Below are 25,111 nucleotides of genomic sequence, written 5' to 3'. Positions count from 1 at the left end.
CTGATGGCCGGGCGCCGCGATGGTGCGGTCCGGAAAGGAAAGCCGACATGACCAGAAACCCAGGGACTTCGCGGTCTCCGGGAACAACGGGAGTCCAGCGCGATCACCGCCTTCGGGATGGCGTTGACGCGCTGGGCTTCCGGCTGATTCCGTTGACCCTGCCCGGCAGCCGGCGTATCGTCGCAAAGAGGAAAACAGACAATTCGATCGGGGAAGAACGTGCCGCAACGCCGCGCCTTGCCCCGGTTGGCGCGGTAGAGGCGGACGCTTCTCCCAGCGGCTTCGGGGGGAGTTCAATGTCTGGCGTTCGCGGCTCGTTCCTGCGTTCCCGTGGCGGCCGTTTGCGCCGCGCAATCGCGACAGGTAGCGGAATTCTCGCTTTGGCGCTGTCCGCCGGCCTGTGGCTCGGCGGCGCGGCGAAGGCGCAGGAGATCATCTATCCCGGATCGATGGCGGTCACCGGCTTTCCGGGCACCATCATTCCCGATTTCGATCAAGGTCTGCCGCCCGGCGTCGACCCGGTCGACGAGACCTTCATCGACACGTCCCGCGCATCCTTGCGCATTTTCGACGTCTCGCATCTCGGCGGGCCGGCCTCCGGCCAGCTTGTCTTCACGCCGCCTCCCTTCGAGGTGACGGCCGGGCAGATCGGTGAGGTGTTCGGCCTCACCTATGACGACGGCGTGCGCGACGGTGTACCGTCGGGCGTTCCCAACCTCTATGCGGCCGCGACCTCGCTGCAGGGCATCGAGATCGTCACGCCGGACCAGGACGATGACGGTAGGCCGGAACGGCAGCGCCGCGGCGCCGCGGGTGCGGTCTTCATGGACGGCCAGTTCGGCACCGAGAATGGCGGCGGCCCAGGCACGATCTGGAAGATCGACGGCATCACGGGCGCTGTCTCGAAATTCGCCGATATCGACACCAACAGCGGCCCCGGCATCGGCAACCTCGCCTTCGATCCGACCCATCGCGAGTTCTTCGCTTCGGATCTCGACACGGGACTCATTCACCGCATCGATATCGAGGGCAATCTGATCGACAGCTTCGACCATGGCGTTGCCGGACGACCGGCGCATGGGCTCGCGCCGGTCGCCGATGACGGCACCCCAATGGACATCCAGGCTGCCGCTTTTGATAGCGAAGACCCCGCGACCTGGGGCTACACGCAGGATGCGCGCCGGGTCTGGGCCGTCGCCTATCATGGCGGCCGGCTCTACTATTCCGTCGGCGAGAAGGCCGAAATCTGGTCGTTCGGCATTGCGAGCGACGGAAGCTTCGCAGGCGATCCGCGCTGGGAGCTGACGGTCAAGGCGGACCAGGATTATGCCGTCACCGACATCGCCTTCGACAACAAGGGCTTCATGTATCTCGCCCAGCGCGGCCCGATCGAAAATCGCTATGATTACAGCCGCTTCGCCTCCTCCGGCAAAGGCGAGCTGATCCGCTACTGGCGCGAGGACCCGGACGATCCGGCGACGGAATCGGCCTGGGTCGAGGTTCCAGAGGAATATGCGATCGGCTTCCCGCAGGGCAATCGCCAGTCGGCCGGCGGCGTCGACCTGCAATATCGCTATGATGCCGAAGGCAATCTCGACACGTCCGTCTGCACCGACACCGTCGTCAACACCGGCGACAAATTGCGCGACAATCCGGAGCTTGCCGAGCGGCTCGCCGCCGGCGGGCCGCTTGCCGTGCATGGCGTGCAGCTGACCCCGAGCGGGCTGGTCAAGCCGGCCAACGTGCCGCCCTTCGGCTCCTGGTTCGTCGATTTCGACGGCTATTTCGAGGACCCGGACGTGCAAGGCCATGTTGGCGACGTCAGGGTCTGGCGTCCTTGCGAGGGCCGCGCCGGCTATTACGAGGAAATCCCCGGCGGCTATCTGCCTCCGTTCTATCCGCCCGACTTCCCGCCGCCCGGCAATCTGCCGCCCTGCGTCGATGTCGAGGACGTGCATTACTACTGCACGCCGCGCGGGCTGCGGGCCGAACTCACTCTCCATGACCACGCCGGCTTCGGCGGCGATTCGATCAAGGCGCAGTCCAGGACGCCCGGCGTCGGGGTGACCACCCCCATGTCGCATGTCCCGGGCAAGCCCTACACGGTCGACATCACCGGCCATGATCCGGGCGATACCGTCAATGTCGGGCTCTGCTTCTATCGTAAGTCCGACCAGGACAAGGGCGGCTCCTACCCTTGCTGCAAGATGACGCTGCCGCTCAGAACGCCAGCCGTCGACTGCGAAGCGCCGAGGAGGGAAAGATGAGCGATCTCGCCCATTCCCGCTTCGCCTCGCGCAAAACCGTCATGGAGACGATCATGAAACCGCTGTCATATGCCAGGCGCGGCGCGCGCTGGCTGATGGCGGCCGGTATCGCGGTCGCCATGATGCCGGCTCTGCCGGCGCTCGCCCAGAGCCAGGCTCCGGCCGCGACCAGCCAGGCCGCCAATCCGGCGTCACGCGGCATCAACGCGGAACTCGCGCGGATCGTGCCGTTCTTCACCAAGAAAGGCGGCCAGAGAAGCTGCGATACGGTCGAATATGTCCTGAGCTTCGGCATCCATGGCGACCCGCAGGATTTCGACCGGCCAAGCGTGGCGGCCTTGCTCAAGGCGACAAGGCTCGATTTCAGGGACCAGCTGCCGCACGGCCTGCAGATCGTCAGCGTCAATGTCGCCGGCGACGGCACCAGCGCCTCCGGCGGACCGCTGCCGGCTGCTTCGATCAGCACGTCGGCGGGTCCGAACGACACGGCGAGCGTCTCCAATTTCCGCATCAGCGCTGCCAACCTCGATGGCGCGGGTGCTGCGAACGAACGCGTCATCACCTTCCGGATCACCGCCAAGATAGACCATGCGGCCTTCCCCGCACCGGCGACGGTCGACAACCAGGGAGAGATCAAGGTTTCGCTGCGAGGCGGGCCGGCAACGACCATCCCCTCGCAGGATCCGGACAAGCCAGACGACGGCGATTTCCTCACCGGGGTGAAAACCTCGATCAGGATCGACCTGACCAAATGCAACCCGCCGCCTCCGCCTCCCGGCAAGGAATGCTTCAAGGTCGAGCACGGCACCGTCGATTGCGTGCCCGGCGGCGGGGCCTTCATCTACCATATGCCGGTCGGACCCGAGATGGGCGGCAAATGGGTGCAGGTGGCGACGACCACTCCCGGCATCAGCATCGTTCCCGACACGCAGAAGGTTCCGGTCGGCGGCGGCGTGCTGAACTGGAAGATCATCGGCGCCTCGCCTGGCGAGACCATCCACCTGATCGTCACCGGCATCGAGACCTATGTCGGGCCGAAGGAGGGCTGGGGGCTCTGCTGCACCCAGGTCATCGACATCGTCATCCCGCGTGATCTGAGATGCCCGCCGAAGGACAAGGAGCCGGACCTCAAGGTCGAGAAGCATGCCGACGTGCCGCGCTGCACGATGGCCGGCGGCTGCGACTTCACCATCACCGTCACCAATGTCGGCGACGCGCCCTATAACGGCAAGATCGTGCTCGACGAGGTGACGTTGCCGGCAGGCTCGGTGCTGACTTCCGGGCCGAATGCGCCCTGGGTCTGCGTGCCCGGCACGACGCCGATGACCTGCACCTATCCGGTAACGACGCTCAACCCCGGCGCCGCGGTCAACCTCAAGCTCGGTTTCAAGCCGGCGGGCGGCTGGCAGGGCGGCGCGTTGCGCAACTGCGCCGCCTATGACTACCAAGCCAGCGGCAAGCCGCTGTTCGGCAGCCAGCAGAACGACCGCGGCTGCGCTTCGATCCCGATCTGCAGCCGTGGCGATCGCGATCCGCAGTGCAATCCGCCGGTCGAGAAGAAGGTCGACCTGATCCTGAAGAAGCGCGCCCGCACCCCGGTCTGCACGCCGGACGGCGTTTGCTCTTTCGTGATCGACATCATCAACAACGGCACCGGCACCTATAACGGGCCGCTGACGGTGATCGACACCTATCCGGGCGGCGCGCCGACCTCATCGACCTTCGGGCCGAGCCCGCCATGGGCTTGCGGACCTAACGGGCCTGGACAGTTCCGCTGCGACAATGCAGGCATCGCGCTGCCTCCGGGCGCCTCGACGCCGATCGTCGTCAAGGCGGTGATGCCGGCAAACTACCGGCCGGACACGGTCGAGAACTGCGCCGAGGTGAAAGGCATTCCCGGCGAGGTCGACCTCGCCAATAACAAGGCCTGCGCGACCGAGCGCATCCGCCATCCGAATGGCGGCCAGCCCGGTCTGCGCATCACCAAGACATGCGGCGGCTCGCTGGGCGGTGCCGCGGCTGTTTCCTGCCGGATCACCGTCAGCAATGCCGGCAGCGCGGCCCCAACTGGCCCGGTGCGGGTCAGCGATGCCGCCACGCTGGTGTCGGGCGGAGCGCCTGTCCAGATTCAAACCGTCACCCCTGACGGTGCGGACTGGGCTTGCGGTCCGGTGCCTGCAAACACGCTGTCGTGTCAGATTCTCGGCGCCGTGATGACGCCCGGAACCAGCCGGCACTTGGACGTGACGGTGAGCGGCAATGGCGCGTTCGAGAACTGCGCGCGCGGCAGTTTTGGGCCGGCGCCGGGCGACGACATCGTCTACCCGATCGGTCAGGCCTGCGCGAAGGGCGGCGGCGCCTCCACCATCCGCGTCGAGAAGACCGGCGACGCCGAATGCCAGCCGGGACAACCATGCTCGTTCGAGATCACCATCACGAATGACGGGCCGAACCCCTTCTCCGGTCCAGTCCGCATCGGCGATGCGATCGGCGTGGAGGGTCTCGGCCGGCTGGAAGGCGTTCAGATCACGTCGATCGACCCACCCTTCGGCTGTTCGCCGGAGCCGACGACGCTGCCGGCATCCTGCATCGCCAATCTGACGCTGGGCGCCGGCGAAAGCCACAGCCACCACGTCACCGTGATCCTTCCCGAGGATGGGCGCCTTGCCGCTCTGCAGGGCACGGTCAACGGCCAGAACTGCGTCGGCGTGCTTCCTCCGAACACGCCGGTGCAAGGCGGCGGCGACGTGCTGTCGCGCGACCTGACCACCAACCAGGGCGATCGCGGCAAGGCTTATGCGTGCCATCCCTTCACCATCCGGCACGCGGTGAAGAACCAGTGCTTGTATGGACTGGTGATGAACTCGGCCGGCCGTTGCGTCTGCCCGGAGGGCACCACCTTCCGCAACGGCCAATGTTCGGCTGGTGGAGGCACAGGCGGCGGCACCAAGCTCCTGCCCCTGCCGCCACCGCCGCGCTGCGTCCTGCTGCAGGGCCAGATCCGGACGGCGGACGGACGTTGCGTCTGCCCGCGCGGCACCGATCTGGAGAACGGCAAATGCGTGCGGAGCGACATACCGGAAGAGCCGCAGTGCACGCTGCGTCCCGGCCAATACCGCGACGAGAACGGCAACTGCGTGTGCCGCCGCGGCGAGCTGGTCAACGGCGTTTGCCAGGTCGCTCCACCGAAGTGCACGATCCGTGGCGCGGTGCCGACATCGAACGGCTGCACCTGCCCGGACGGGACGCATCTGGACCGCGCGGCCAAGGCTTGCGTGCCTGACCGGCAGCCGCCTGCCCACTGCCGCATCCGCGGCCAGGTGCGCAACGCCGATGGCGATTGCGTCTGCCCGAAGGGGACGGCGCTGAAGGGCAAGGCTTGCACGCCGATCAGGAAGCCGCAGACGTGCTCGATCCGCGGCCAGGTCCTCAACAAGCGCGGCGCCTGCGTGTGTCCGCGCGGCACCGAGGTGATAGAAGGCAGATGCGGCACGTTCGAAGACGCTGAATGCGCTCCGGGCTCGCAGATGATCGACGGCATTTGCCAGCCGATTATCAGGCGGCGCTGCCCGGTCGGCACGACCGGACGGTATCCGGATTGCTTCCCGATCCGCCGGCAGCCGGGCCTGGGGATCAATCCGAACCTGCTGCTCAACCCAAACATCCTGCAGCAGCTGGTGCCGCAGCGACAGCCGCGGCGTGTGCTGCAGGACCCGGCGGGCGCCAACATCCAGAACTTCAAGCCGTAAAGCAGGCGGCTGAAGACCAAGACCCGCCGGAGCGATCCGGCGGGTCTTTCTTGTCCCGCGCTTCCCCTTTCGGCATCTTCCTCCTGTTTAGCCGCATTTCCGCAACTCCAAGTGATTCCACTTGGGCGCAAAATGCTCTAGGCAATCCGAGATTTGCATCCGCAACAGAGGCCGCAGCATGAGCAAGAAGACCCTGATCGCACCGTCGGTGCTGGCATCGGATTTTTCGAAGCTGGGTGATGAGGTCGAGGCCGTCGCGGCGGCCGGCGCCGACTGGATCCATCTCGACGTGATGGACGGCCATTTCGTGCCCAACATCACCTTCGGCCCGCCGGTGATCAAGGCGATCCGCAACCGCACCAAGGCCTTTTTCGACTGCCATCTGATGATCGCGCCGGCCGATCCTTACCTGGCGGCTTTCGCCGAGGCCGGCTGCGACGGCATGACGGTGCATGCCGAGGCCGGGCCGCATCTCGACCGCTCGCTGCAGACCATCAAGAGCCTCGGCAAGAAAGCCGGCGTTTCGCTGAACCCGGCGACGCCGGAGACGGCGATCGAATATGTGCTCGACCGGCTCGACCTGATCCTGATCATGACCGTCAATCCGGGGTTCGGCGGGCAGGCCTTCATCCCGGCGATCGTCGACAAGGTGAGCCGGGTGAAGGCGCTGATCGGCAGCCGGCCGATCCATATCGAGATCGACGGCGGCGTCTCGGCCGAGACCGCACCGCTGGTGACCGCGGCCGGCGCCAATGTGCTGGTGGCGGGCGCCGCCGTCTTCAAGGGCGGCAGCGTCGAAGCCTACAGGACAAACATTGAAGCGATTCGCACGGCTGCCGACAAGGCTGCCAGTTAATATACAACCGGCCCGCCTCTCGCCCGAGTTGCAAGGCCGAAGCGCTCATTGAACGACTGTTCAGTATATATAACGTCGTACGGAAACAGCGGTTTCCTTGTCGAGATTCTACTTCAAACATTCAATAGACCATCCGCCTTGTCTTAAAGTCGAATATCATCATCTACCGCTTGAGCCCCCCTTGCCCGGCTGTATGATATATGTACGGGAAATTGCTTGACCGAGGGGCCCTGACAAAACTGGGCAAGCAATAGGAGTTCATTTGACACACGGAACTGCCGATCCGGGCGACGGCAAGGGCGCCAAGAGCACGCTGGCCAGTTCAGTGTACCAACAGCTCCGCGACGATCTTTTGCGCGGCGCGCTGGAGGCTGAGAGCAAGCTGCGTGTCGAGTGGGTCGTTTCGCGCTACGGGGCGGGCGCCTCACCGGTGCGCGAGGCCCTCAACCGCCTTGCCGCCGAGGGCCTGCTCGGGCGGCATGACCAGCGCGGCTTCTTCCTCATGCCGGTCGGCGCCGCGGAACTGGAGGAATTGACGCGGACGCGCTGCTGGCTGGAGGAACGGGCGCTGCGCGAATCCATTGCGCACCGCACGGCCGAATGGGAAGAACAGCTGGTGCTGGCCCGCCACCGCCTGGCCCGCGCCGAGCGTCGCCTGCCGGAGGATCCCTCGACCAACGACCCGGAATGGGAGAAGCTACATCGCGCCTTTCATCGGGCGCTGATCGCGGCTTGCCGCTCGCACTGGCTGATCGGCTTCTGCGAACAGCTTTCCGACCAGGCCTCGCGTTACCGGCTGATCTCGCAAAATGGGCCGGGCATGGGCCGCGACGATCTCGGCGAGCACCGCATCATCGCCGAGCGCACCCTGGACGGCGACGCCGATGGCGCCGTCGAGGCGCTTCTCAACCATTACCGCCTCACCGCCGCGATGTGCATGGAACGCTTCGCCCAGGGCTATGATCCGAGGGCTGGCGTTGCCAAGGCGCGCCGCAGATAGCGACGGAAACCGCCCACGGTCTTTTTGCTCCGGCGGCCAAATCTGCTATTCGCTCAGGCGAGCGCGACGCATGTGCCATTCGGCGTCCGCGCCTGAGGAACCCTGCATGACCAATCATCTGTTCGACGCGTTCCGTTCCCGCATGCCGGCTCCCGACCGGCTGCTGATGGAGACGGATGACGGCCGTTCGATCAGCTATGGCGACATGCTGGCGAAGTCGGCGCAACTGGCGCATGCGCTGACGCAGGCCGGCGTCGAGCCGGGCGACCGCGTCGCGGTCCAGGTCGAGAAGAGCCCGGAGGCGGCGCTGCTCTATCTCGCCTCGTTGCGCGCCGGTGCGATCTTCCTGCCGCTCAACACGGCCTACACGCTGCCCGAGCTCGATTATTTCATCCGCGACGCCGAGCCGAGGCTGATCGCGTGCGATCCGGACCGTCTTGCCGGCGTCGAGCCGCTTGCCGCGTCGATCGGCGCCGCGGTGCTCACGCTCGGCCGCGACGGACAGGGAACGCTGGCCAGCCAGGCTTCGCGGCAGGCGACGCAGTTCAGCGACCTCGCGCGCGGGCCGGACGATCTTGCCGCCATCCTCTACACCTCCGGCACGACCGGCCGCTCAAAGGGCGCGATGCTCAGCCACGAGAACCTTGCGTCCAACGCCCGCGTGCTGGTCGAGCAGTGGCGCTTCGGCGCCGACGACGTGCTGATCCACGCGCTGCCGATCTTCCACACGCACGGCCTGTTCGTCGCCACCAACGTCGTCCTGATGGCTGGCGCGACAATGTTGTTCGAGCAGAAATTCGATCCCGCGCGCATCCTGTCGCTGATGCCGCGCGCGACGGCCTTGATGGGCGTACCGACCTTCTATGTGCGGCTGCTGCAGCAGGAGGGGCTGACGCGCGAGGCTGCGAAGACGATCCGGGTGTTCATCTCCGGCTCGGCGCCGCTGCTCGCCGAGACGCACAAGGCCTGGCGCGAGCGCACCGGCCACGCCATCCTCGAGCGCTACGGCATGACCGAGACCAACATGAACACATCGAACCCCTATGACGGCGAGCGGCGCGCTGGCACCGTCGGCTTCCCCCTGCCCGGCGTTTCATTGCGCGTCACCGATCTCGAGACGGCCAGGCCGCTCGCACAGGGCGAGATCGGCATGATCGAGGTCAAGGGACCGAACGTGTTTGCCGGCTATTGGCGCATGCCCGAGAAGACCAAGGCCGAGTTCCGCGACGACGGCTTCTTCATCACCGGCGACCTCGGCCTGATCGACGCCGACGGCTATGTCCACATCGTCGGGCGCGGCAAGGACCTGATCATCTCCGGCGGCTACAATGTCTATCCGAAGGAGATCGAGAGCGAGATCGACGCGCTCGACGGCGTCAGCGAAAGCGCAGTGATCGGCGTCGCGCATCCCGATTTCGGCGAAGGTGTCACGGCCGTGGTGGTGCGCAAGCCGGGATCGGCGATTGAAGCGGCCGACATAGCTGCCGCCATCGCCGGCCGGCTGGCGAAATACAAGCATCCGAAGCAGGTGATTTTCGTCGACGAACTGCCGCGCAATACGATGGGCAAGGTGCAGAAGAACCTGCTGCGGGAGGCGTACAAGGATATCTACAAACCGTCGTGAGGTTTATTGTGCCCTGATGTTTGCGATCGTTCCATCTTCAGCCTGGCTAATGTCGAACAGAATAGGGCCGCTACGTCGCCAAGAACTGTATTCGCACTCCTTCGAGCAAATCGTTGAACAGATTATATCCGGCGCGCAGCGCTCAAAAGCGAGGGGCGAATTCAACTGTCATTCGCAAGGCACTCAGGCCAAGCACTCCCTCATCCGATACAGGATACGGTTGCAATGTGAAGCCAGAGCGGTTGATTTGTTCCACAATGGCGCGGGTGGCTATCGTGCCCAGTATTACATCGCCCCAAGCCTAGGTGAGCTGGCTGACAAGCATGTCTGCCGGCGCCTATCGGAACTCGTTATCTCTTGGGGTTGCTCCTCCGCGGTTAAATCTTCTCTGTCTTCTGAGAGTGCGAAGGCTTGGATTGCCCAAGGTCGATGGATAAGGCCCCCTCGCCGGCATCTTCAGAACCTACTTCTGGAGCAGTGGGCCTGCGATCCGATGACGGTTGACGCCCATAGACACAAACTGTGGAAATATTCGCGGCTGACGCCTGAAGAGGAAAATAGGATCGATCTTATTGGAGGTTGGCTTCGGCGAAGCGATTTCTCATCGCCGGACGTGAACTTCAAATCAGATCGGTCGACGCAAATCCACTCTTTTGGTTTTACTTAAAGTTGCAATCGTCCGTTGGCCGTAAACACCTTCTCACCACCGATCCAGACGTTCCTCAAATCCAGATGCTCCGACAGCCCAACAATGTCGGCAGCTGTCCCGTTGGCGAAGCGGCCGAGCCTATGCGCCTGGCCGATTGCCTCAGCCGGATAAAGCGAGGCCATCCGCAAGGCCTCGTCGAGATCGAGCCCGATGACGCGATGAACGAATCGGATGGCGGAGATCATGTCGAGGTCGGCGCCGGCCAGCGTGCCGTCGGCGAGCCTGAGGCTCCCGTCCTTGCGGTAGATGGTGCGGCCGTTCAGCGTGAACGAGGTCATGTCGGTGCCGATCGTCGCCATGGCGTCGGTGACCAGAACGATCTTGCCCGGCCCCTGCTTGCCGCGCAGCGCGAGGATCATCGTCGCCGGATGGACATGGATGCCGTCGGCGATGATGCCGGCATACAGACCACCGGTATCGATCGCAGCGCCCGCCAGGCCCGGCTCGCGGTTGCCGATCTGGCTCATGGCGTTGAAGAGATGCGTCACCACCGTGGCGCCGGCGGCGGCGTAGGCGCTGGCCGTCGCGTAATTTGTATCGCTATGGCCGAGGCTCACGATAACGCCGGCCTTGGCCAGCGCGGTGACACGGACCGGTTCGACCGATTCCGGCGCGATCGTGGTGAGCAGCACCGGCAGGTCCTGGCGCGCGGCGATGAGCGCGGCCTGGTCGGCGTCGGTCATCGGCCGGATCAGCGCCGGATCATGCGCGCCCTTGCGGGCCAGGGAAAGATGCGGCCCTTCCAGATGCAGGCCGAGGAAGCCCGGCACCTTTTCCCGGGCCGCCTCGCCGCCCGCAGCGACCGCCGCGGTGGTGATCGCCGGCGTGTCGGTGATCAGCGTCACCAGCAGCGCCGTGGTGCCGAAGGGCGCATGCGCCCGGCAGATCGTCTCGATCGAGGCGATGTCGGGATGGTCGTTGAGCATGACGCCGCCGCCGCCATTGACCTGGATATCGACGAAACCGGGCACCAGCAGGCCACCACCGGTCTCGACCGCCGGAACGCCGGACGGAATGGCGCCGGCGGGCAGGATGGCCTCGACCAAGTCGCCCTTGACGACAAGGGCGGCGTTGTCATGCCAGTCGGCGCCGTCAAAGATGCGGGCGCCGGTGAGTGCGAAACGGTCGCTCATACGGTTTCCGTCACCTTGCGCAGGTTGCGCGGCGTGTCCGGGTCAAGGCCGCGATGACGCGCGAAGGCTTCGACGAAGCCGTAGAAGGACACGATCAGCGGCAGCGGATCGGTAAGCGGATGGCCGGTAGCGACATGGGGAAGAAGCCTCGCGGCCTTGGCCTTGTCGGAGGTGATGAAGGCGGCGGCGCCCTTGGCCGTCAGACCATCAGCCGCCTCGGCGACCGAGGGTTCCGACGCGTCTCGCGCGGCAAGCGCCAGCACCGGGAACCCCGGTCCGACCAGTGCCAGCGGCCCATGCATGACTTCCGCCGCGCTGTAGGCCTCGGCATGCATGGCGCAGGTTTCCTTGAATTTCAGTGCCGCCTCGCTGGCGATGGCGAAGGAGGGGCCACGGCCGAGGATGAAGAGCGACTGCGGATCCTCCAAGGCGCCGGCGAGCGCCATCCAGTCGCAGGCGATCGCCTTCTCGAAATGGGCCGGCAGGCCGGCGAGCGCCTTGAGCAGTGCCTGGTCGTCGGTGGCGTGCGCCATCAGCGCGAGGCCGGCGACGGCCGAATTGACGAAGGTCTTGGTGGCCGCGACGGAGCGCTCCGGCCCGGCGAGGATATCGATGGCGTAATCGGAAGCCCGCGCGAGCGGCGAGTCGGCGGTGTTGGTGATGGCTACGGTGAGCGCGCCGCCGGCCCTTGCCGTTTCGGCCATGGCGACGATGTCCGGGCTCTTGCCCGACTGCGAGACCGCCAGGCAGGCAGAGCCGCGCAGCCTGAGCTTTGCGCCGTAGATGGAAGCGATCGACGGCCCGACGGAAGCGACCGCCAGGCCTGCCGTCAGCTCGACGGCATATTTCATGAAGGTCGCGGCATGGTCTGACGAGCCGCGCGCCACGGTGACGACAAATTGCGGGTCACGCTCGCGCAGGCCGCGCCCGGCCTCGGCCAAAGCCGAAGCCGAGCCGTCGAGAAGGCGGGCGGCGGCTTGCGGGATCTCGTCGATCTCGCGCCGCATATGGGTGGTGGTGGCGCTCATGGCCGGATCTCCTCTCCCGGCCCGGTCAGCCGGAGTTCCGCGACGAAATCATAGGCGTCGCCCCTGTAGACCGAGCGGGTGAACTCGATCACCTTGCCGCTCGCCAGATAGGAAATGCGCTCGATCTGCAGTCCGGCAACCCTCGGCGGCACTTCCAGGAGGCGCGCATCGGCATCGCCGAGATTGGTGGCCGAGATGCGCTGCACGGCGCGCACCGGACGATTGCCAGTCATGCCAAGCGCGGCGTAGAGCGAGGAGCCGATCGCTTCGGGATCGGGCAGAACGCTGGCCGAGAGCGCCGCGCGCTCGATCGCCAGCGGCGTGTCGTCGGCGATGCGCAGGCGCGCGACGCGGGCCACCAATTCGGTCGAGGACAGGCCGAGCACCATCATCTCGTCCGGCGACGGCGCATAGAGGCCGCGGTCGAGCCAGACCGAGCGCACGCTCATGCCGCGGCGCGCCATATCCTCGGTGAAGGAGGTGAGCCGCGACAGCGACTGCTCGACGCGCTCCATGCGCGGCGCGACGAAAGTACCCGAGCCGTGGCGCTGGACGAGGATGCCGCCCTTGACCAGGTCCTGCACCGCCTTGCGCACGGTGACGCGCGAGATATCAGCCTTGCTGGCGATGTCGCGCTCGGACGGCAACGCGTCGCCCGGGCCGATCAGGCCGCGATTGACCGCTTCCTCGATGCTTTTCCGCAGTTGCAGATAAAGCGGCGCGCCGCTCTGCGAGGATTGTTTCAGCATGGCGAATATCTGGTCGGCGGCGCTCATCGGGCGGCCTCCGAACCATTGGCGAAGACGCGCGCGGCCATCTGAACGGCGCCGCCCAGCGCATCGTCGAGCGGTGCTTTGAGCAGCGCCCGATAACGCGCCGAAAGGCGCGGCGCGTAAAGCGGCGCCAGGCCGCCGAGCAGGCAGAGCGGAGCGTCGGCGGCGAGATCGAGCGCGCCGAGCGAAGCCTGGACATCGGCAACCGCTTTGGCGAGGATGAAGTTGGCGACAAGATCGCCCTTCTCGGCATGCTCGAAAACCTTCGGCGCGAAGCCGCCGAAATCGCCGGGCTTGGCGTTAGTGGTGAATTCGACCACGTCTTCGGGATTGTTGCGGAAGACGGCGAGCATGGCGTCGGTCAGGGGCGAGCCCGGACGGATGCCGTCATAGGCAAGCAGCGTCTGTTCCAGCAGGTCGCGGCCGATGCGGGCGCCGCTGCCCTGGTCGCCGACCTGGAAACCCCAGCCGCCGATGGCGCGCGATTTCCCCCCTTGCGCGCCATATACGCAGTGCCGGTGCCCAGGATGGCCATAGCGCCGTCACCGGAGCCGACCGCGCCCTCGAGCGCGATCTCGGCGTCGGTTTCGACACGGCTCCGGCTGAACGGCAGGATTGCTTCGAGCTGCTGCCGGTAGGTGCCGACATTGGCGCCGGCCAACCCGAGAATGGCCGGTGTTTGCGGGATCAAATCCGGATCCGCGCCAGCCGCAAAGAAAGCCTGCCTGGCCGCTTCGATGATGTTGGCGCGGGCGCCGGTGAGATCGGTGCGGATGTTGGCGGCGCCGCTCTTGGCGCGGCCGACGACAACGCCGTCGACGGTCGCAAGGGCCGCCCTGCAGCTGGTGCCGCCGCCATCGATGCCAAGCACGAATTTCACGCGATTTCTCCTCGGGGCCGGATAATACCAATAAAATACCAATAGCCAAGAGTTAATTTCGGTTCAAAAACATTAAGCCGTATTTTATTGAAAAATCACGTTAATTTGCCGGCAAGCGAGTTCCGCCACCTGAAATTCGTTAATGCGTGTGGACAAGTGGTATTTTTTTGGTATTGTTCGTTCAGGTCGGAGGAAAATGGATGGCCGAGACGCGCACGGAAGCGCTTCACCAGAATGCCGAGGGGCTGGATGTCCAGGCCCCGGAAGCCATTCTGGCGTTCCTGGCCAACGCCCAGATCGAGGCCGCCAAGGCCGTGCACGGCGCCGTTCCGGCGATCGCCGCCGCCGCCGAACTCATCGCGAAGCAGTTGAAGAGTGGCGGGAAACTTGCCTATGCGGCGGCCGGCAGTTCCGGCCTGATGGCGGTGGCCGACGCGCTGGAATTGCCTGGCACCTTCGGCATCGCCCGCGACCGCATCGCCATCCTGATCGCCGGCGGCGACAATGCCTTCCGTACGCTGGCAGGCGGCCCCGAGGACGACACCGAGGAAGCTTCGTCGGCTGTTGCCGCGGCCGCTATCGGCAAGGGCGACTGCCTGATCGCCATCTCCGCAAGCGGCTCGACCCCCTATGCGGTCCAGGCGCTGCAGGACGCACGCAGCCGCGGCGCGGCGACCATCGCCATCGCCAACAACCGGGGCGCCGCGCTGTTCAAGCAGGCCGATGTCGCCATCCTGCTCGAAACGCCACCGGAGCTGATCGCCGGCTCGACGCGCATGGGCGCGGGCACCGCGCAGAAGATCGCGCTCAACATGCTGTCGACGCTTGCCGCCATCCATCTCGGCCATGTCCATGACGGCTACATGGTCAATCTCACCGCCGACAACATCAAGCTGCGCGACCGCGCCGTGCGCATGGTCGCGGCCATCAGCGGCAAGAGCCGCGACGACGCCGCCCGCTTGCTCGAGAAGAGCGGGGGCGTGGTCAAGACCGCCATTCTGCTCGCCGCGGGCGCGGCAAACGCCGATGCGGCTGAGAAGATACTGGAAGGAACCGGCCAAAAACTTCGGCCGGCGCTTTCCGAGATCGAGGGGAGCAAGGGGCGCTGAGCCCCTGTTCTCATCAAAACCGAACCTGAAAAAGGTCAACAGGGAGACTGAAGATGAAGACCAAACTACTGACGGCCCTTCTGCTCGGCACAAGCATCCTCGGCACGGGCATCCTCGGCACCACCGGGATGGCTCTGGCCGAGGACGTGACGCTCAACATCGAAAGCTGGCGCGGCGACGACCTGACCATCTGGAAGGACAAGCTGATCCCGGCCTTCGAAGCCAAGAACCCCGGCATCAAGGTGGTGTTCGCGCCTTCGGCTCCGACCGAGTATGACGCCGCCCTCGGCGCCAAGCTCGCTGCCGGCTCGGCCGGCGACCTGATCACCTGCCGCCCCTTCGACAAGTCGCTCGAGCTGTTCAAGAAGGGCAACCTTGCCGACATCTCCTCGCTGCCCGGCATGGAGAACTTCTCGCCCGTCGCCAAGGCCGCCTGGCAGACCGATGACGGCAAGTCGAGCTTCTGCGTGCCGATGGCCTCGGTCATCCACGGCTTCATCTACAACAAGGACGCCTTCGACAAGCTCGGCCTCAAGGTGCCGACCACCAACGAAGAGTTCTACGCCGTGCTCGACAAGATCAAGGCCGACGGCACCTACATCCCGATGGCGATGGGCACCAAGGATCTCTGGGAAGCCGCGACCATGGGCTACCAGAATATCGGCCCGAACTACTGGAAGGGCGAGGAAGGCCGCGCGGCCCTGATCAAGGGCGAGCAGAAGCTGACCGATGCCGACTGGGTCGAGCCCTACAAGGAACTGGCCAAGTGGAAGCCCTATCTGGGCGACGGCTTCGAGGCCCAGACCTACCCGGACAGCCAGAACCTGTTCACGCTCGGCCGCGCCGCCATCTACCCGGCCGGCTCGTGGGAGATCGGCCTGTTCAACACGCAGGCGCAGTTCAAGATGGGCGCCTTCCCGCCGCCGGTGCAGAAGGCCGGCGATACCTGCTACATCTCCGACCATACCGATATCGGCATGGGCCTGAACGCGGCTTCGAAGCATCCGGAAGAGGCCAAGAAGTTCCTGTCCTGGGTCGCTTCGCCGGACTTCGCCACCATCTATGCCAACGCGCTGCCGGGCTTCTTCAGCCTGAACTCGACGCCGGTGAAGATGGAAGACCCGCTGGCGCAGGAATTCGTCTCCTGGCGCGGCAAGTGCAAGTCGACGATCCGCTCGACCTACCAGATCCTGTCGCGCGGCACGCCGAACCTCGAGAACGAGACCTGGGTTGAATCGGCCAATGTGATCAACGGCACCGATACGCCGGAGGCCGCGGCCAAGAAGCTGCAGGACGGCCTCGACAGCTGGTACAAGCCGGCGAAGTAAAGTCTCAGGCAACGGGCCGGCCGGGAACATGCCCGGCCGGCATTCGAACAGCTGTTAGATAGCGATTGTCGGCGCAGCCTCCCGGTCTTACCCTCGATCTCGCGGGGAAAACGGAGCCGATCTGTCGCTGGCCTTGTCTTACCCCCAGAGGGGACAGCCAGGCCGTGCATCGAGGCATCAGCTAGCATCACCGAACTGGAACCCAGAGACGGCGGGGAACCGAACTCATGGACACCGAGACCATGGCTGCAAAAACGCGAGCGAAAAGACCCATACGCTGGCATGTCGGCGTCTTCCTGGCGCCGGCGGTGCTGGTCTACACCGCCTTCATGATCCTGCCGCTGTTCGGCACGCTGCAGCTCTCGCTGTTCCGCAACATCGAGCAGTCCCAGGTGTTTGTCGGCCTCGACAATTTCCGCACGCTGTTCGGCGATCCGAACTGGTCGGTGAATTTCTGGAATGCGCTCAGGAACAATGTCTGGTTCTTCATCATCCACATGCTGGTGCAGAACCCGATCGGCATCCTGCTGGCAGCGCTGCTTTCCAGCCCCCGGCTGCGCTTCACCGCCTTCTATCGCACGGCGATCTTCGTGCCGACGATCCTGTCCTTCGTCATCGTCGGCTTCGCCTGGAAGCTGATCCTGTCGCCGATCTGGGGCGTGGCACCGCATCTGATGGATTTTGTCGGCTTGAAGAGCTTCTTCACGCCCTGGCTCGGCAAGGAGCAATACGCGCTGACCGCGCTCAGCCTGGTGTCGGTGTGGCAGTTCGTCGGCATCCCGATGATGCTGATCTATGCGGCGCTGCTGTCGATTCCCGACGAGGTGATCGAGGCGGCCGAATGCGACGGCGTCACCGGCATGGCGCAGTTCTGGAAGATCAAGCTGCCGCTGATCCTGCCCTCGATCGGCATCATCTCGATCCTGACCTTCGTCGGCAATTTCAACGCCTTCGACCTGATCTACACCGCGCAGGGCGCGCTCGCCGGGCCGAACTATTCGACCGACATCCTCGGCACCTTCCTTTACCGCGCCTTCTTCGGCTTCCAGCTGCAGGTCGGCGATCCCAATATGGGCGCGGCGATCGCCACGATCATGTTCCTGATCATCCTCGCCGGCGTCTGCGTCTACCTGTTCCTCGTGCAGACGCGCCTGCGTCGCTACCAGTTCTGAGGCGCGCCATGAGCACAGCTACCCATTCGCTTCCCCGTACCATCGGCGCGCACGCGATCCTTATCACCTACACGGTGATCGCGCTGTTCCCGGTGATCCTGGTGGTGATGAATTCGTTCAAATCGCGCGCGGGCATCTTCGGTGCGCCGCTGACGCCGCCGACACCGAAGACCTTCGACCTGATCGGCTACACCACCGTGTTCGGCCAGGGCGATTTCTTCCACTATTTCCAGAACAGCCTCGTCGTCACTGTCGCCTCGCTGTTCTTGGTGCTTCTGTTCGGCGCGATGGCCGCCTTCGCGCTGTCGGAATACCGCTTCCGCGGCAACACGCTGATGGGGCTTTACCTGGCGCTCGGCATCATGATCCCGATCCGGCTCGGCACCGTCGCCATCCTGCAACTGATGGTGGCGAGCGGGCTGGTGAACACGCTGACGGCGCTGATCCTGGTCTATACCGCGCAGGGCCTGCCGCTGGCGATCTTCATCCTGTCGGAATTCATGAAGCAGGTGGCAAACGACCTGAAGAACGCCGGACGTATCGACGGGCTGTCGGAATATACGATCTTCTTCCGCCTTGTCCTGCCGCTGGTGCGGCCGGCGATGGCAACGGTCGCCGTCTTCACCATGATCCCGATCTGGAACGATCTGTGGTTCCCGCTGATCCTGGCGCCGTCGGAAGAGACCAAGACGGTGACGCTCGGCGCGCAGCTCTTCCTCGGCCAGTTCGTCACCAACTGGAACGCGATCCTGGCCGCACTGTCGCTGGCGATCCTGCCGGTGCTGATCCTCTATGTCATCTTCTCGCGGCAGCTGATCCGCGGCATCACATCGGGAGCCGTCAAGTGAGCCGTAACAGCCAACTCTCCACAGGGCTGCGCTTCACCCCGCCCGGGGTGACACCCTCTCAAAAGAAAGTGGAGCAGTCCGTGAGCGATAAACCCCTTCGTGTCGTCGTCGCCGGCCTTGGCAATATGGGCCGCAGCCATGCGCTGGCCTATCACACCAATCCGGGCTTCGACATCGCCGCGCTGATCAACCGCTCCGACGTGCCGCTGCCGGACGGGCTTGGACAGTACGGCATCCGCCGCTCGTTCGAGGAAGTGTTGCGCGACGAGAAGCCGGACGTGGCCGCGATCGCCACCTATTCCGATAGCCATGCCGACTATGCGGTGCGGGCCTTCGAGGCCGGTTGCCATGTCTTCGTCGAGAAGCCGCTGGCGACGACCGTTGCCGACGCGCAACGCGTCGTCGATGCGGCCAAGGCCAACGGCAGGAAACTGGTGATCGGCTATATATTGCGCCACCATCCGTCCTGGATCCGGCTGATCGCCGAGGCGCGCAAGCTCGGCGGTCCATATGTCTTCCGCATGAACCTCAACCAGCAATCCTCCGGCCACACCTGGGAGACGCACAAGCATCTGATGCGGACGACCTCGCCGATCGTCGACTGCGGCGTGCATTATCTCGACGTCATGCTGCAGATCACCGACGCGAGGCCGATCGAGGTGCGCGGCATGGGCGTGCGGCTCAGCGACGAGGTGGCGCCGTCGATGTACAATTACGGCCACCTGCAGGTGCTGTTCGAGGACGGTTCTGTCGGCTGGTATGAAGCCGGCTGGGGGCCGATGATCTCCGAGACAGCCTTCTTCGTGAAGGACGTGATGTCGCCCAGGGGCTGCGTGTCGATCGTCATGAAGGAGGGCGTGAAGTCCGACGACATCGACACCCACACCAAGACCTCGACCATCCGGCTGCATAGTGCGGCGACCGGACCCGACGGCAGCTTCGCCAAGGAAGACCAGCTGCTGTCGATGGAGGGCGAGCCGGGCCACCAGGAGCTCTGCGACCTGGAGCAGGCCTTCCTGCTCAAGGCCATCCGCGAAAATATCGATCTCACCCGCCACATGGACGATGCCGTGAAGTCGCTCGCCGTCTGCCTCGCCGCCGACGAGAGCGTGCGCAGCGGTAACGCCGTCAAACTCTAGAACAGGAACGAAGCCGTGGGCTCGCTGAAGATCGAGAATGTGAAGAAGGCTTTCGGGCCGGTCGAGGTGCTGAAGGGCATCGACCTCGAGGTGACGGACGGCGAGTTCGTCGTCTTCGTCGGCCCGTCCGGCTGCGGAAAGTCGACGCTGCTACGCGTCATCGCGGGCCTGGAGGACTCGACCTCCGGCCGCGTGCTGATCGACGGCGCGGACGTTTCCGTCACGCCGCCGGCCAAACGCGGCATCGCCATGGTGTTCCAGACCTACGCGCTCTACCCGCATCTGACGGTGAAGAACAACATGGCGCTGGGCCTCAAGCAGGCCGGCACGCCGGCCGCCGAGATCGAGCGGCGCATCAAGATCGCTTCCGCCATGCTGTCGCTCGAGCCCTATCTCGAACGCCGCCCGGCGGAACTGTCGGGCGGCCAGCGCCAGCGCGTCGCCATCGGCCGCGCCGTGGTGCGCGAGCCGAAGCTTTTTCTCTTTGACGAGCCGCTGTCGAACCTCGATGCGGCGCTGCGCGTCAACACCCGCCTTGAGATCGCGCAGCTGCACCGGCGGCTGAAGGCGACCATGATCTATGTCACCCACGACCAGGTCGAGGCGATGACGCTGGCCGACAAGATCGTCGTCCTCAATGCCGGCCGCATCGAGCAGATCGGCAGCCCGATGGAGCTCTACAATTCGCCGGCCAACGAATTCGTCGCCGGCTTCATCGGCTCGCCGAAGATGAATTTCATCGACGGCGCCAAGCTGGGCGAAACGGCGAAGACCATCGGGGTGCGGCCGGAGCATCTGACAGTCGATGCGAATTCCGGCGCCTGGAAGGGCACGGTGGTGCATGCCGAGCATCTCGGTGCCGACACCAACCTCTATCTCGACTGTCAGAAGGCGGGGCTGATCACGGTGCGCATTTTTGGCGTGTACAATGCCGAGCCCGGCGCGACGCTTTATGCGACGCCGGACGCGGCGAAGACGTATCGGTTTGGCGCGGATGGGAAGGTGTTGAGGTAAGCGCCGGCTTACTCGTCCGCCTTGAAGGTCTGCTTCTGCTGGCCGAGCCCTTCGATGCCGAGTTCCACCACGTCGCCGGCCTTCAGGAACACCGGCGGCTTCATGCCCAGCCCGACGCCGGGCGGGGTGCCGGTGGAGATGATGTCGCCGGGATGCAGCGACATGAACTGGCTGAGGTATGACACCAAATACTTCACGCCATAGACCATGGTCTTGGTCGAGCCGTTCTGCATGGTCTTGCCGTTGACGGTCAGCCACATCTTCAGGTTCTGCGGATCGGCGACCTCGTCCTTGGTGACCAGCCACGGGCCGGTCGGGCCGAAGGTGTCGCAGGATTTGCCCTTGGTCCACTGGCCCTGGCGCTCGGCCTGGAAGGCGCGCTCCGACACATCATGGGCGACGGCGTAGCCGGCGACATAATCCAGCGCGTCGTCCTCCGAAACATATTTCGCCGTCTTGCCAATGATCACGGCGAGCTCGACTTCCCAATCGGTCTTTTCCGAACCGCGCGGGATCAGCACGTCGTCATCCGGGCCGACGATGGCGGAACTTGCCTTCATGAAGATGATCGGCTCCGGCGGCACCGTGGCGCCGGTCTCGGCGGCGTGATCGGAATAGTTGAGGCCGATGCAGATAAACTTGCCCGTGCCGGCGACGCAGGCGCCCAGGCGCGGCTTGCCGGAGACCACCGGCAACGTCTTGGGATCGAGCTTGGAGAGCATCTCCAGCGAGGCCGGATGAAGCGTCGTGCCGGCAATATCGGCGACATGAGCGGAAAGGTCGCGGATATTCCCATCCGCATCAAGCAGGCCGGGCTTTTCACTGCCAGCTTCGCCATAGCGCAACAACTTCATCTCAACTTTCTCCACCTTGCGGCCAGCGGCCGTTTTCACAAATTCCCGTCAAAGCCAGCGGACCCTAGTCGCCGACCATACCGGCGGCAAGCGAGCCCGCTGCGATGCCGACCAAATCGTCGAGATTTTCAGACGTTTCGATCCGACCAACCCGCCGGCTTCGGAGCCTTTCGTCAGATCGACCAGCCGCCATCGATGTTGTAGGCCTGCCCCGACGTGTAGGTGGCGCCGGCAAGGTAGACGGCGAGATCGGCGATCTCCTCAGGCGTGCCCAGCCTGCCCATGGGCTGGCGGGCGATGAAGGCCGCTCGCGCCGCCTCATAGTCGCCCTGTGCATGCATGCGGTCCTGCAACGACGGGCTTTCGACCGTGCCCGGGCAGATGGCGTTGCAGCGGATACCCCTGGCGACATAGTCGGCGGCGACCGCCTTGGTCAGGCCGACCACGGCCGCCTTGGTCAGCCCGTAGACGAAGCGGTTCGGCACGCCCTTCTGCGAGCTCGCCAGCGAGGCCATGTTAATGATCGAGCCGTCGCCGCGCTCCAGCATTCCTGGCAGCACGGCCCGGATGGTGCGGATCATCGAACGGACATTGAGGTTGAGCGCGAAGTCGAGATCCTCGTCCTTCATCTCCAGAATCGAACCGCCATGGACGAAGCCAGCGCAGTTGAACAGCACATCGACGCGGCCGATCTCGGCGAAGGCGGAAGCGACGGCCGCGTCGTTCAGCACATCGAGTTTTCGCGTCGTAATGCCGGGGGTTTTGCCCAACTCCGCCAGCAACGGCTCGTTGATATCGGTGGCGTGAACGCTCGCGCCTGCCTTGGCGAAAGCCAGCGCGCTCGCCCGACCGATGCCTTGCGCCGCCGCGGTTATGACAACCACCTTACCTGTCAGATCCGTCATTTTTTTCCTCGCCTGCCTGGAGCGTTTCGCCTCTATCGATGGCCGGCCCGGGTCGTGTGCCAGACAGCCGGCATCGTGCGGTCAGATTTCCATTTCACAGATAAAGATGTTTTTTCTCGTTAAAGAACACGCGCCCGAGCGTCAAGCCCGAAGGCGATCACCTTCGCGACAGCGGCTGAAATGGTTCCGTCGCGCGGTGCCTCGGCGGAACACCTCAGTCGCCGTAGGGCACCCAGACGTTCTTGACCTCAATGGCGCGGCGCAGGAAGGGCTCGCCGGCCGCCTCGCTCGACGTCCAATCGAGCGTGCGGCCATTGCCGGTCCAGACGCGCTTGAGATTGCCGATGGAATCGGCCTCCGCCTTGGCGCAGGTGTCGGCATCGGCGAACAGCCAGAGTCCGTCGACATCGTCATGCTTGGCCAGCACGCCGGCAAGCTCGGCGCTGCGGCCGGTGACGATGTTGATCGCGCCGGCAGGCAAGTCGGAATATTCGATCACCTGGTAGAGGTCGGTGGCCAAAAGCGGATGCCGCTCCGACGGAACCGAGACCACCGTGTTGCCCATGGCGAGCGCCGGGGCGACCAGCGAGAGGAAGTTGAGCAGCGGCTGGTTGTCCGGCGCAACGATGCCGACAACGCCGACCGGCTCATGCAACGCAAGCGTCACGACACGGGCCGGCGGCTGATGGACGCGGCCCTCGAACTTGTCGGCGAGGCCGGCATAAAGGAACAGCCGCTCGATCGACTGCTCGACCTCCTCGCGCGCAGCCTTGGCCGTAACGCCCGTCAGCTGAACAAGGCGCGCGGCGAACTCGTCGGCGCGGCCGGACAAGTTCTCGGCGAAATAATAGAGAACCTGGCTGCGGTTGTAAGCGGTCGCATCCGGCCAGGCCTTGCAGGCGCGGGCTGCGGCCACGGCATCGCGGATATCCTTGCGGTTGCCGAGACCGACTTCGCCGGCAAGCTTGCCCTTGGCGGTGGCGACGGCCAGAGAATAGTTGCCGTCCGGCCGCACCTGCTTGCCGCCGATGAAAAGCTTTGCCGTGCGGTCGATCGCCGTGCCGTCGGCCTGTTCGATCGGCTGGGCAGAACTGGGGGCCGACGGCTTGATGGCAGGGCCAATGGGAAGCTTTGCCGCCAGATATTCGAACATGCCTTCGCGGCCGCCTTCACGGCCGAAGCCGCTTTCGCGATAGCCGCCGAAGCCGCAGGCGGCGTCGAACATGTTGGTGCCGTTGACCCAGACGACGCCGGCCTTCAACTGCGGCGCGACATGCAGGGCCAGATTAACGTTCTCGCTCCACACGGAAGCGGCAAGGCCGTAGCGCGTGTTGTTGGCAAGCTCGATCGCTTCCTCGGTGTTGCGGAAGGTCATGGTCGCCAGCACCGGGCCGAACACCTCTTCCTGCGCGAGAATGTTAGCCGGCGAAACAGAAGTCGCCAGCGTCGGCAGGTGATAATAGCCGGAGGACGGCAGTGCGGCGTCCGGCTGCCAGCAGACGGCGCCCTGTTTCGCGCCCTCGGCGATCAGTCCCTTGACCCGGTCGAGCTGGGTGCGGTCGACCAGTGGGCCGATATCGGTGTTCTTGTCGAGCGGGCTGCCGACGCGCAGCCGGCTCATCCTGCCCTTGACCTTGGCGATGAAGGCCTCGGTGATGCCCTCCTGCACAAGGAGGCGCGAGCCCGCGCAGCAGACCTGGCCCTGGTTGAACCAGATGCCATCGACGAGGCCTTCGACGGCGCTGTCGAGATCGGCATCCTCGAAGACGATGAAGGCCGACTTGCCGCCGAGCTCCAGCGACAGTTTTTTGCCGGACCCGGCCGTCGCCTTGCGAATGATCTTGCCGACTTCGGAGGAGCCGGTGAAGGCGATCTTCTGGACGCCCGGATGATTGACGATGGCGGCGCCCGCCTCAGGCCCGCCCTGGACGATGTTTACGACGCCCTTCGGCACGCCGGCACGCTCGCAGATCTCTGCGAACAGGATAGCGGTGAGCGGCGTGAATTCGGCGGGCTTCAACACCACCGTGCATCCGGCGGCCAGAGCCGGCGCGATCTTCCAGGCCAGCATCAGCAGCGGGAAATTCCACGGGATGACCTGGCCGACGACGCCGACCGGTTTGTGGTCAAGAAAATCCTTCTCGAGCGTCTGCGCCCAGCCGGCATGATGGATGAAATGGCGGATCGCCAGCGGCACGTCGATGTCGCGGCTCTCGCGGATCGGCTTGCCGTTGTCGATCGATTCCAGAACGGCGAACAGGCGCTGGTGACGCTGCATGGCGCGGCCGATGGCGTAGAGGACTTTTGCGCGGGCGTAGCCGGAGGAAGCCGACCATTTTGGCAGCGCCTTGGCGGCGGCGGTAACCGCGGCATCGATGTCGGCCGCGCCGGCATCCGAGACCTTCGCAAGCAGCTTGCCGGAGGACGGCTCGCTGGTCTCGAAAATCTTGCCGCCGGCCGCCGCTTTCCAGGCGCCGTCGATGAACAGCGCCTTGGAGAAATCGCGTCCGGCGAGCCAGGCATCGGCCTCGTTGCGGGCTTCCGGCGCGGGGCCGTAGTCCATGGCGTGATAGCGTTCGAGGATGTTCATGGGGCGCCTCCTTTACCCTCCCCCTTGTGGGGAGGGTCGATCGGCAAAGCCGATCGGGGTGGGGGTAAACGGTTAATGGTTCGGTTCATTGGATAGGCTATTTTGGTTTTACGAGCCCCACCCCGCCGCTGCG

17 protein-coding genes and 1 pseudogene are annotated in these 25,111 nt (G+C 65.0%); 11 read left to right on the top strand and 7 right to left on the bottom strand.

The window, feature by feature from the left end:
• The first annotated feature begins 296 nt into the window (after positions 1–296).
• From EJ068_RS17640 to EJ068_RS17620, 5 genes are all read left to right on the top strand, one after another.
• On the top strand, positions 297–2,267 hold the full coding sequence (locus EJ068_RS17640) for a hypothetical protein (RefSeq protein ID WP_127252079.1): 1,971 nt from the start codon (positions 297–299) through the stop codon (positions 2,265–2,267).
• Entirely contained in the window at positions 2,264–6,016 is a 3,753-nt protein-coding gene (locus EJ068_RS17635) for a hypothetical protein (protein WP_128315102.1), read from the top strand. The genes EJ068_RS17640 and EJ068_RS17635 overlap by 4 nt, the downstream gene beginning before the upstream one ends.
• A gap of 178 nt (positions 6,017–6,194) precedes the next feature.
• A complete protein-coding gene (gene rpe, locus EJ068_RS17630; protein WP_127252077.1) occupies positions 6,195–6,872 on the top strand; it encodes a ribulose-phosphate 3-epimerase in 678 nt (225 codons plus the stop codon).
• A gap of 262 nt (positions 6,873–7,134) precedes the next feature.
• Positions 7,135–7,872, top strand: coding sequence for a GntR family transcriptional regulator (locus tag EJ068_RS17625; protein ID WP_127252076.1), 738 nt, complete (start codon positions 7,135–7,137; stop codon positions 7,870–7,872).
• A 106-nt stretch (positions 7,873–7,978) separates the two neighbouring features.
• Complete coding sequence (locus EJ068_RS17620; protein WP_127252075.1) at positions 7,979–9,496, top strand: malonyl-CoA synthase; 1,518 nt, start codon at positions 7,979–7,981, stop codon at positions 9,494–9,496.
• A gap of 663 nt (positions 9,497–10,159) precedes the next feature.
• On the opposite strand, the gene nagA is transcribed toward EJ068_RS17620, so the two are convergent.
• The 4 genes and pseudogenes from nagA to EJ068_RS17600 form a co-directional block, all read right to left on the bottom strand.
• Entirely contained in the window at positions 10,160–11,338 is a 1,179-nt protein-coding gene (nagA, locus tag EJ068_RS17615; RefSeq protein WP_127252074.1) for an N-acetylglucosamine-6-phosphate deacetylase, read from the bottom strand.
• Positions 11,335–12,366, bottom strand: a complete 1,032-nt coding sequence (locus EJ068_RS17610; protein ID WP_127252073.1) for an SIS domain-containing protein — start codon at positions 12,364–12,366, stop codon at positions 11,335–11,337. Before EJ068_RS17610 ends, nagA begins: the two co-directional genes overlap by 4 nt.
• On the bottom strand, positions 12,363–13,142 hold the full coding sequence (locus EJ068_RS17605) for a GntR family transcriptional regulator (RefSeq protein WP_127252072.1): 780 nt from the start codon (positions 13,140–13,142) through the stop codon (positions 12,363–12,365). The genes EJ068_RS17610 and EJ068_RS17605 overlap by 4 nt, the downstream gene beginning before the upstream one ends.
• A pseudogene (locus EJ068_RS17600) lies at positions 13,139–14,010 on the bottom strand (N-acetylglucosamine kinase). Before EJ068_RS17600 ends, EJ068_RS17605 begins: the two are co-directional and overlap by 4 nt.
• 209 nt (positions 14,011–14,219) lie before the next feature.
• Between EJ068_RS17600 and EJ068_RS17595 the strand changes: the two are divergent.
• The 6 genes from EJ068_RS17595 (at position 14,220) to EJ068_RS17570 (ending at position 20,629) form a co-directional block, all read left to right on the top strand.
• Positions 14,220–15,128, top strand: a complete 909-nt coding sequence (locus EJ068_RS17595) for an N-acetylmuramic acid 6-phosphate etherase (protein ID WP_127252070.1) — start codon at positions 14,220–14,222, stop codon at positions 15,126–15,128.
• Between the two features lie 53 nt (positions 15,129–15,181).
• Positions 15,182–16,456, top strand: a complete 1,275-nt coding sequence (locus EJ068_RS17590) for an ABC transporter substrate-binding protein (protein ID WP_126079956.1) — start codon at positions 15,182–15,184, stop codon at positions 16,454–16,456.
• Positions 16,457–16,698: 242 nt separating this feature from the next.
• Positions 16,699–17,628, top strand: coding sequence for a sugar ABC transporter permease (locus EJ068_RS17585; protein ID WP_129555011.1), 930 nt, complete (start codon positions 16,699–16,701; stop codon positions 17,626–17,628).
• Positions 17,629–17,636: 8 nt separating this feature from the next.
• Positions 17,637–18,476, top strand: a complete 840-nt coding sequence (locus tag EJ068_RS17580; protein WP_127253853.1) for a carbohydrate ABC transporter permease — start codon at positions 17,637–17,639, stop codon at positions 18,474–18,476.
• Positions 18,477–18,556: 80 nt separating this feature from the next.
• Positions 18,557–19,615, top strand: coding sequence for a Gfo/Idh/MocA family oxidoreductase (locus EJ068_RS17575; RefSeq protein ID WP_128314620.1), 1,059 nt, complete (start codon positions 18,557–18,559; stop codon positions 19,613–19,615).
• 15 nt (positions 19,616–19,630) lie between these two features.
• Positions 19,631–20,629, top strand: a complete 999-nt coding sequence (locus EJ068_RS17570; protein WP_127386229.1) for an ABC transporter ATP-binding protein — start codon at positions 19,631–19,633, stop codon at positions 20,627–20,629.
• A gap of 8 nt (positions 20,630–20,637) precedes the next feature.
• Here EJ068_RS17570 and EJ068_RS17565 read toward each other — a convergent pair whose 3' ends face one another.
• The 3 genes from EJ068_RS17565 to EJ068_RS17555 form a co-directional block, all read right to left on the bottom strand.
• Positions 20,638–21,483: a fumarylacetoacetate hydrolase family protein gene (locus EJ068_RS17565; RefSeq protein ID WP_127252024.1), complete on the bottom strand. Its 846-nt coding sequence runs from the start codon at positions 21,481–21,483 to the stop codon at positions 20,638–20,640.
• A gap of 173 nt (positions 21,484–21,656) precedes the next feature.
• A complete protein-coding gene (locus EJ068_RS17560; protein ID WP_129554675.1) occupies positions 21,657–22,388 on the bottom strand; it encodes an SDR family oxidoreductase in 732 nt (243 codons plus the stop codon).
• A gap of 214 nt (positions 22,389–22,602) precedes the next feature.
• Complete coding sequence (locus EJ068_RS17555) at positions 22,603–24,978, bottom strand: aldehyde dehydrogenase family protein (protein ID WP_128314621.1); 2,376 nt, start codon at positions 24,976–24,978, stop codon at positions 22,603–22,605.
• Between the last annotated feature and the right edge of the window lie 133 nt (positions 24,979–25,111).

Source organism: Mesorhizobium sp. M2A.F.Ca.ET.043.02.1.1 (assembly GCF_003952405.1).
In the GTDB taxonomy this organism is placed as follows: domain Bacteria; phylum Pseudomonadota; class Alphaproteobacteria; order Rhizobiales; family Rhizobiaceae; genus Mesorhizobium.
The sequence above is the reverse complement of the archived record's forward strand: the minus strand, read 5'-3'. Positions and strand labels throughout refer to the sequence as shown.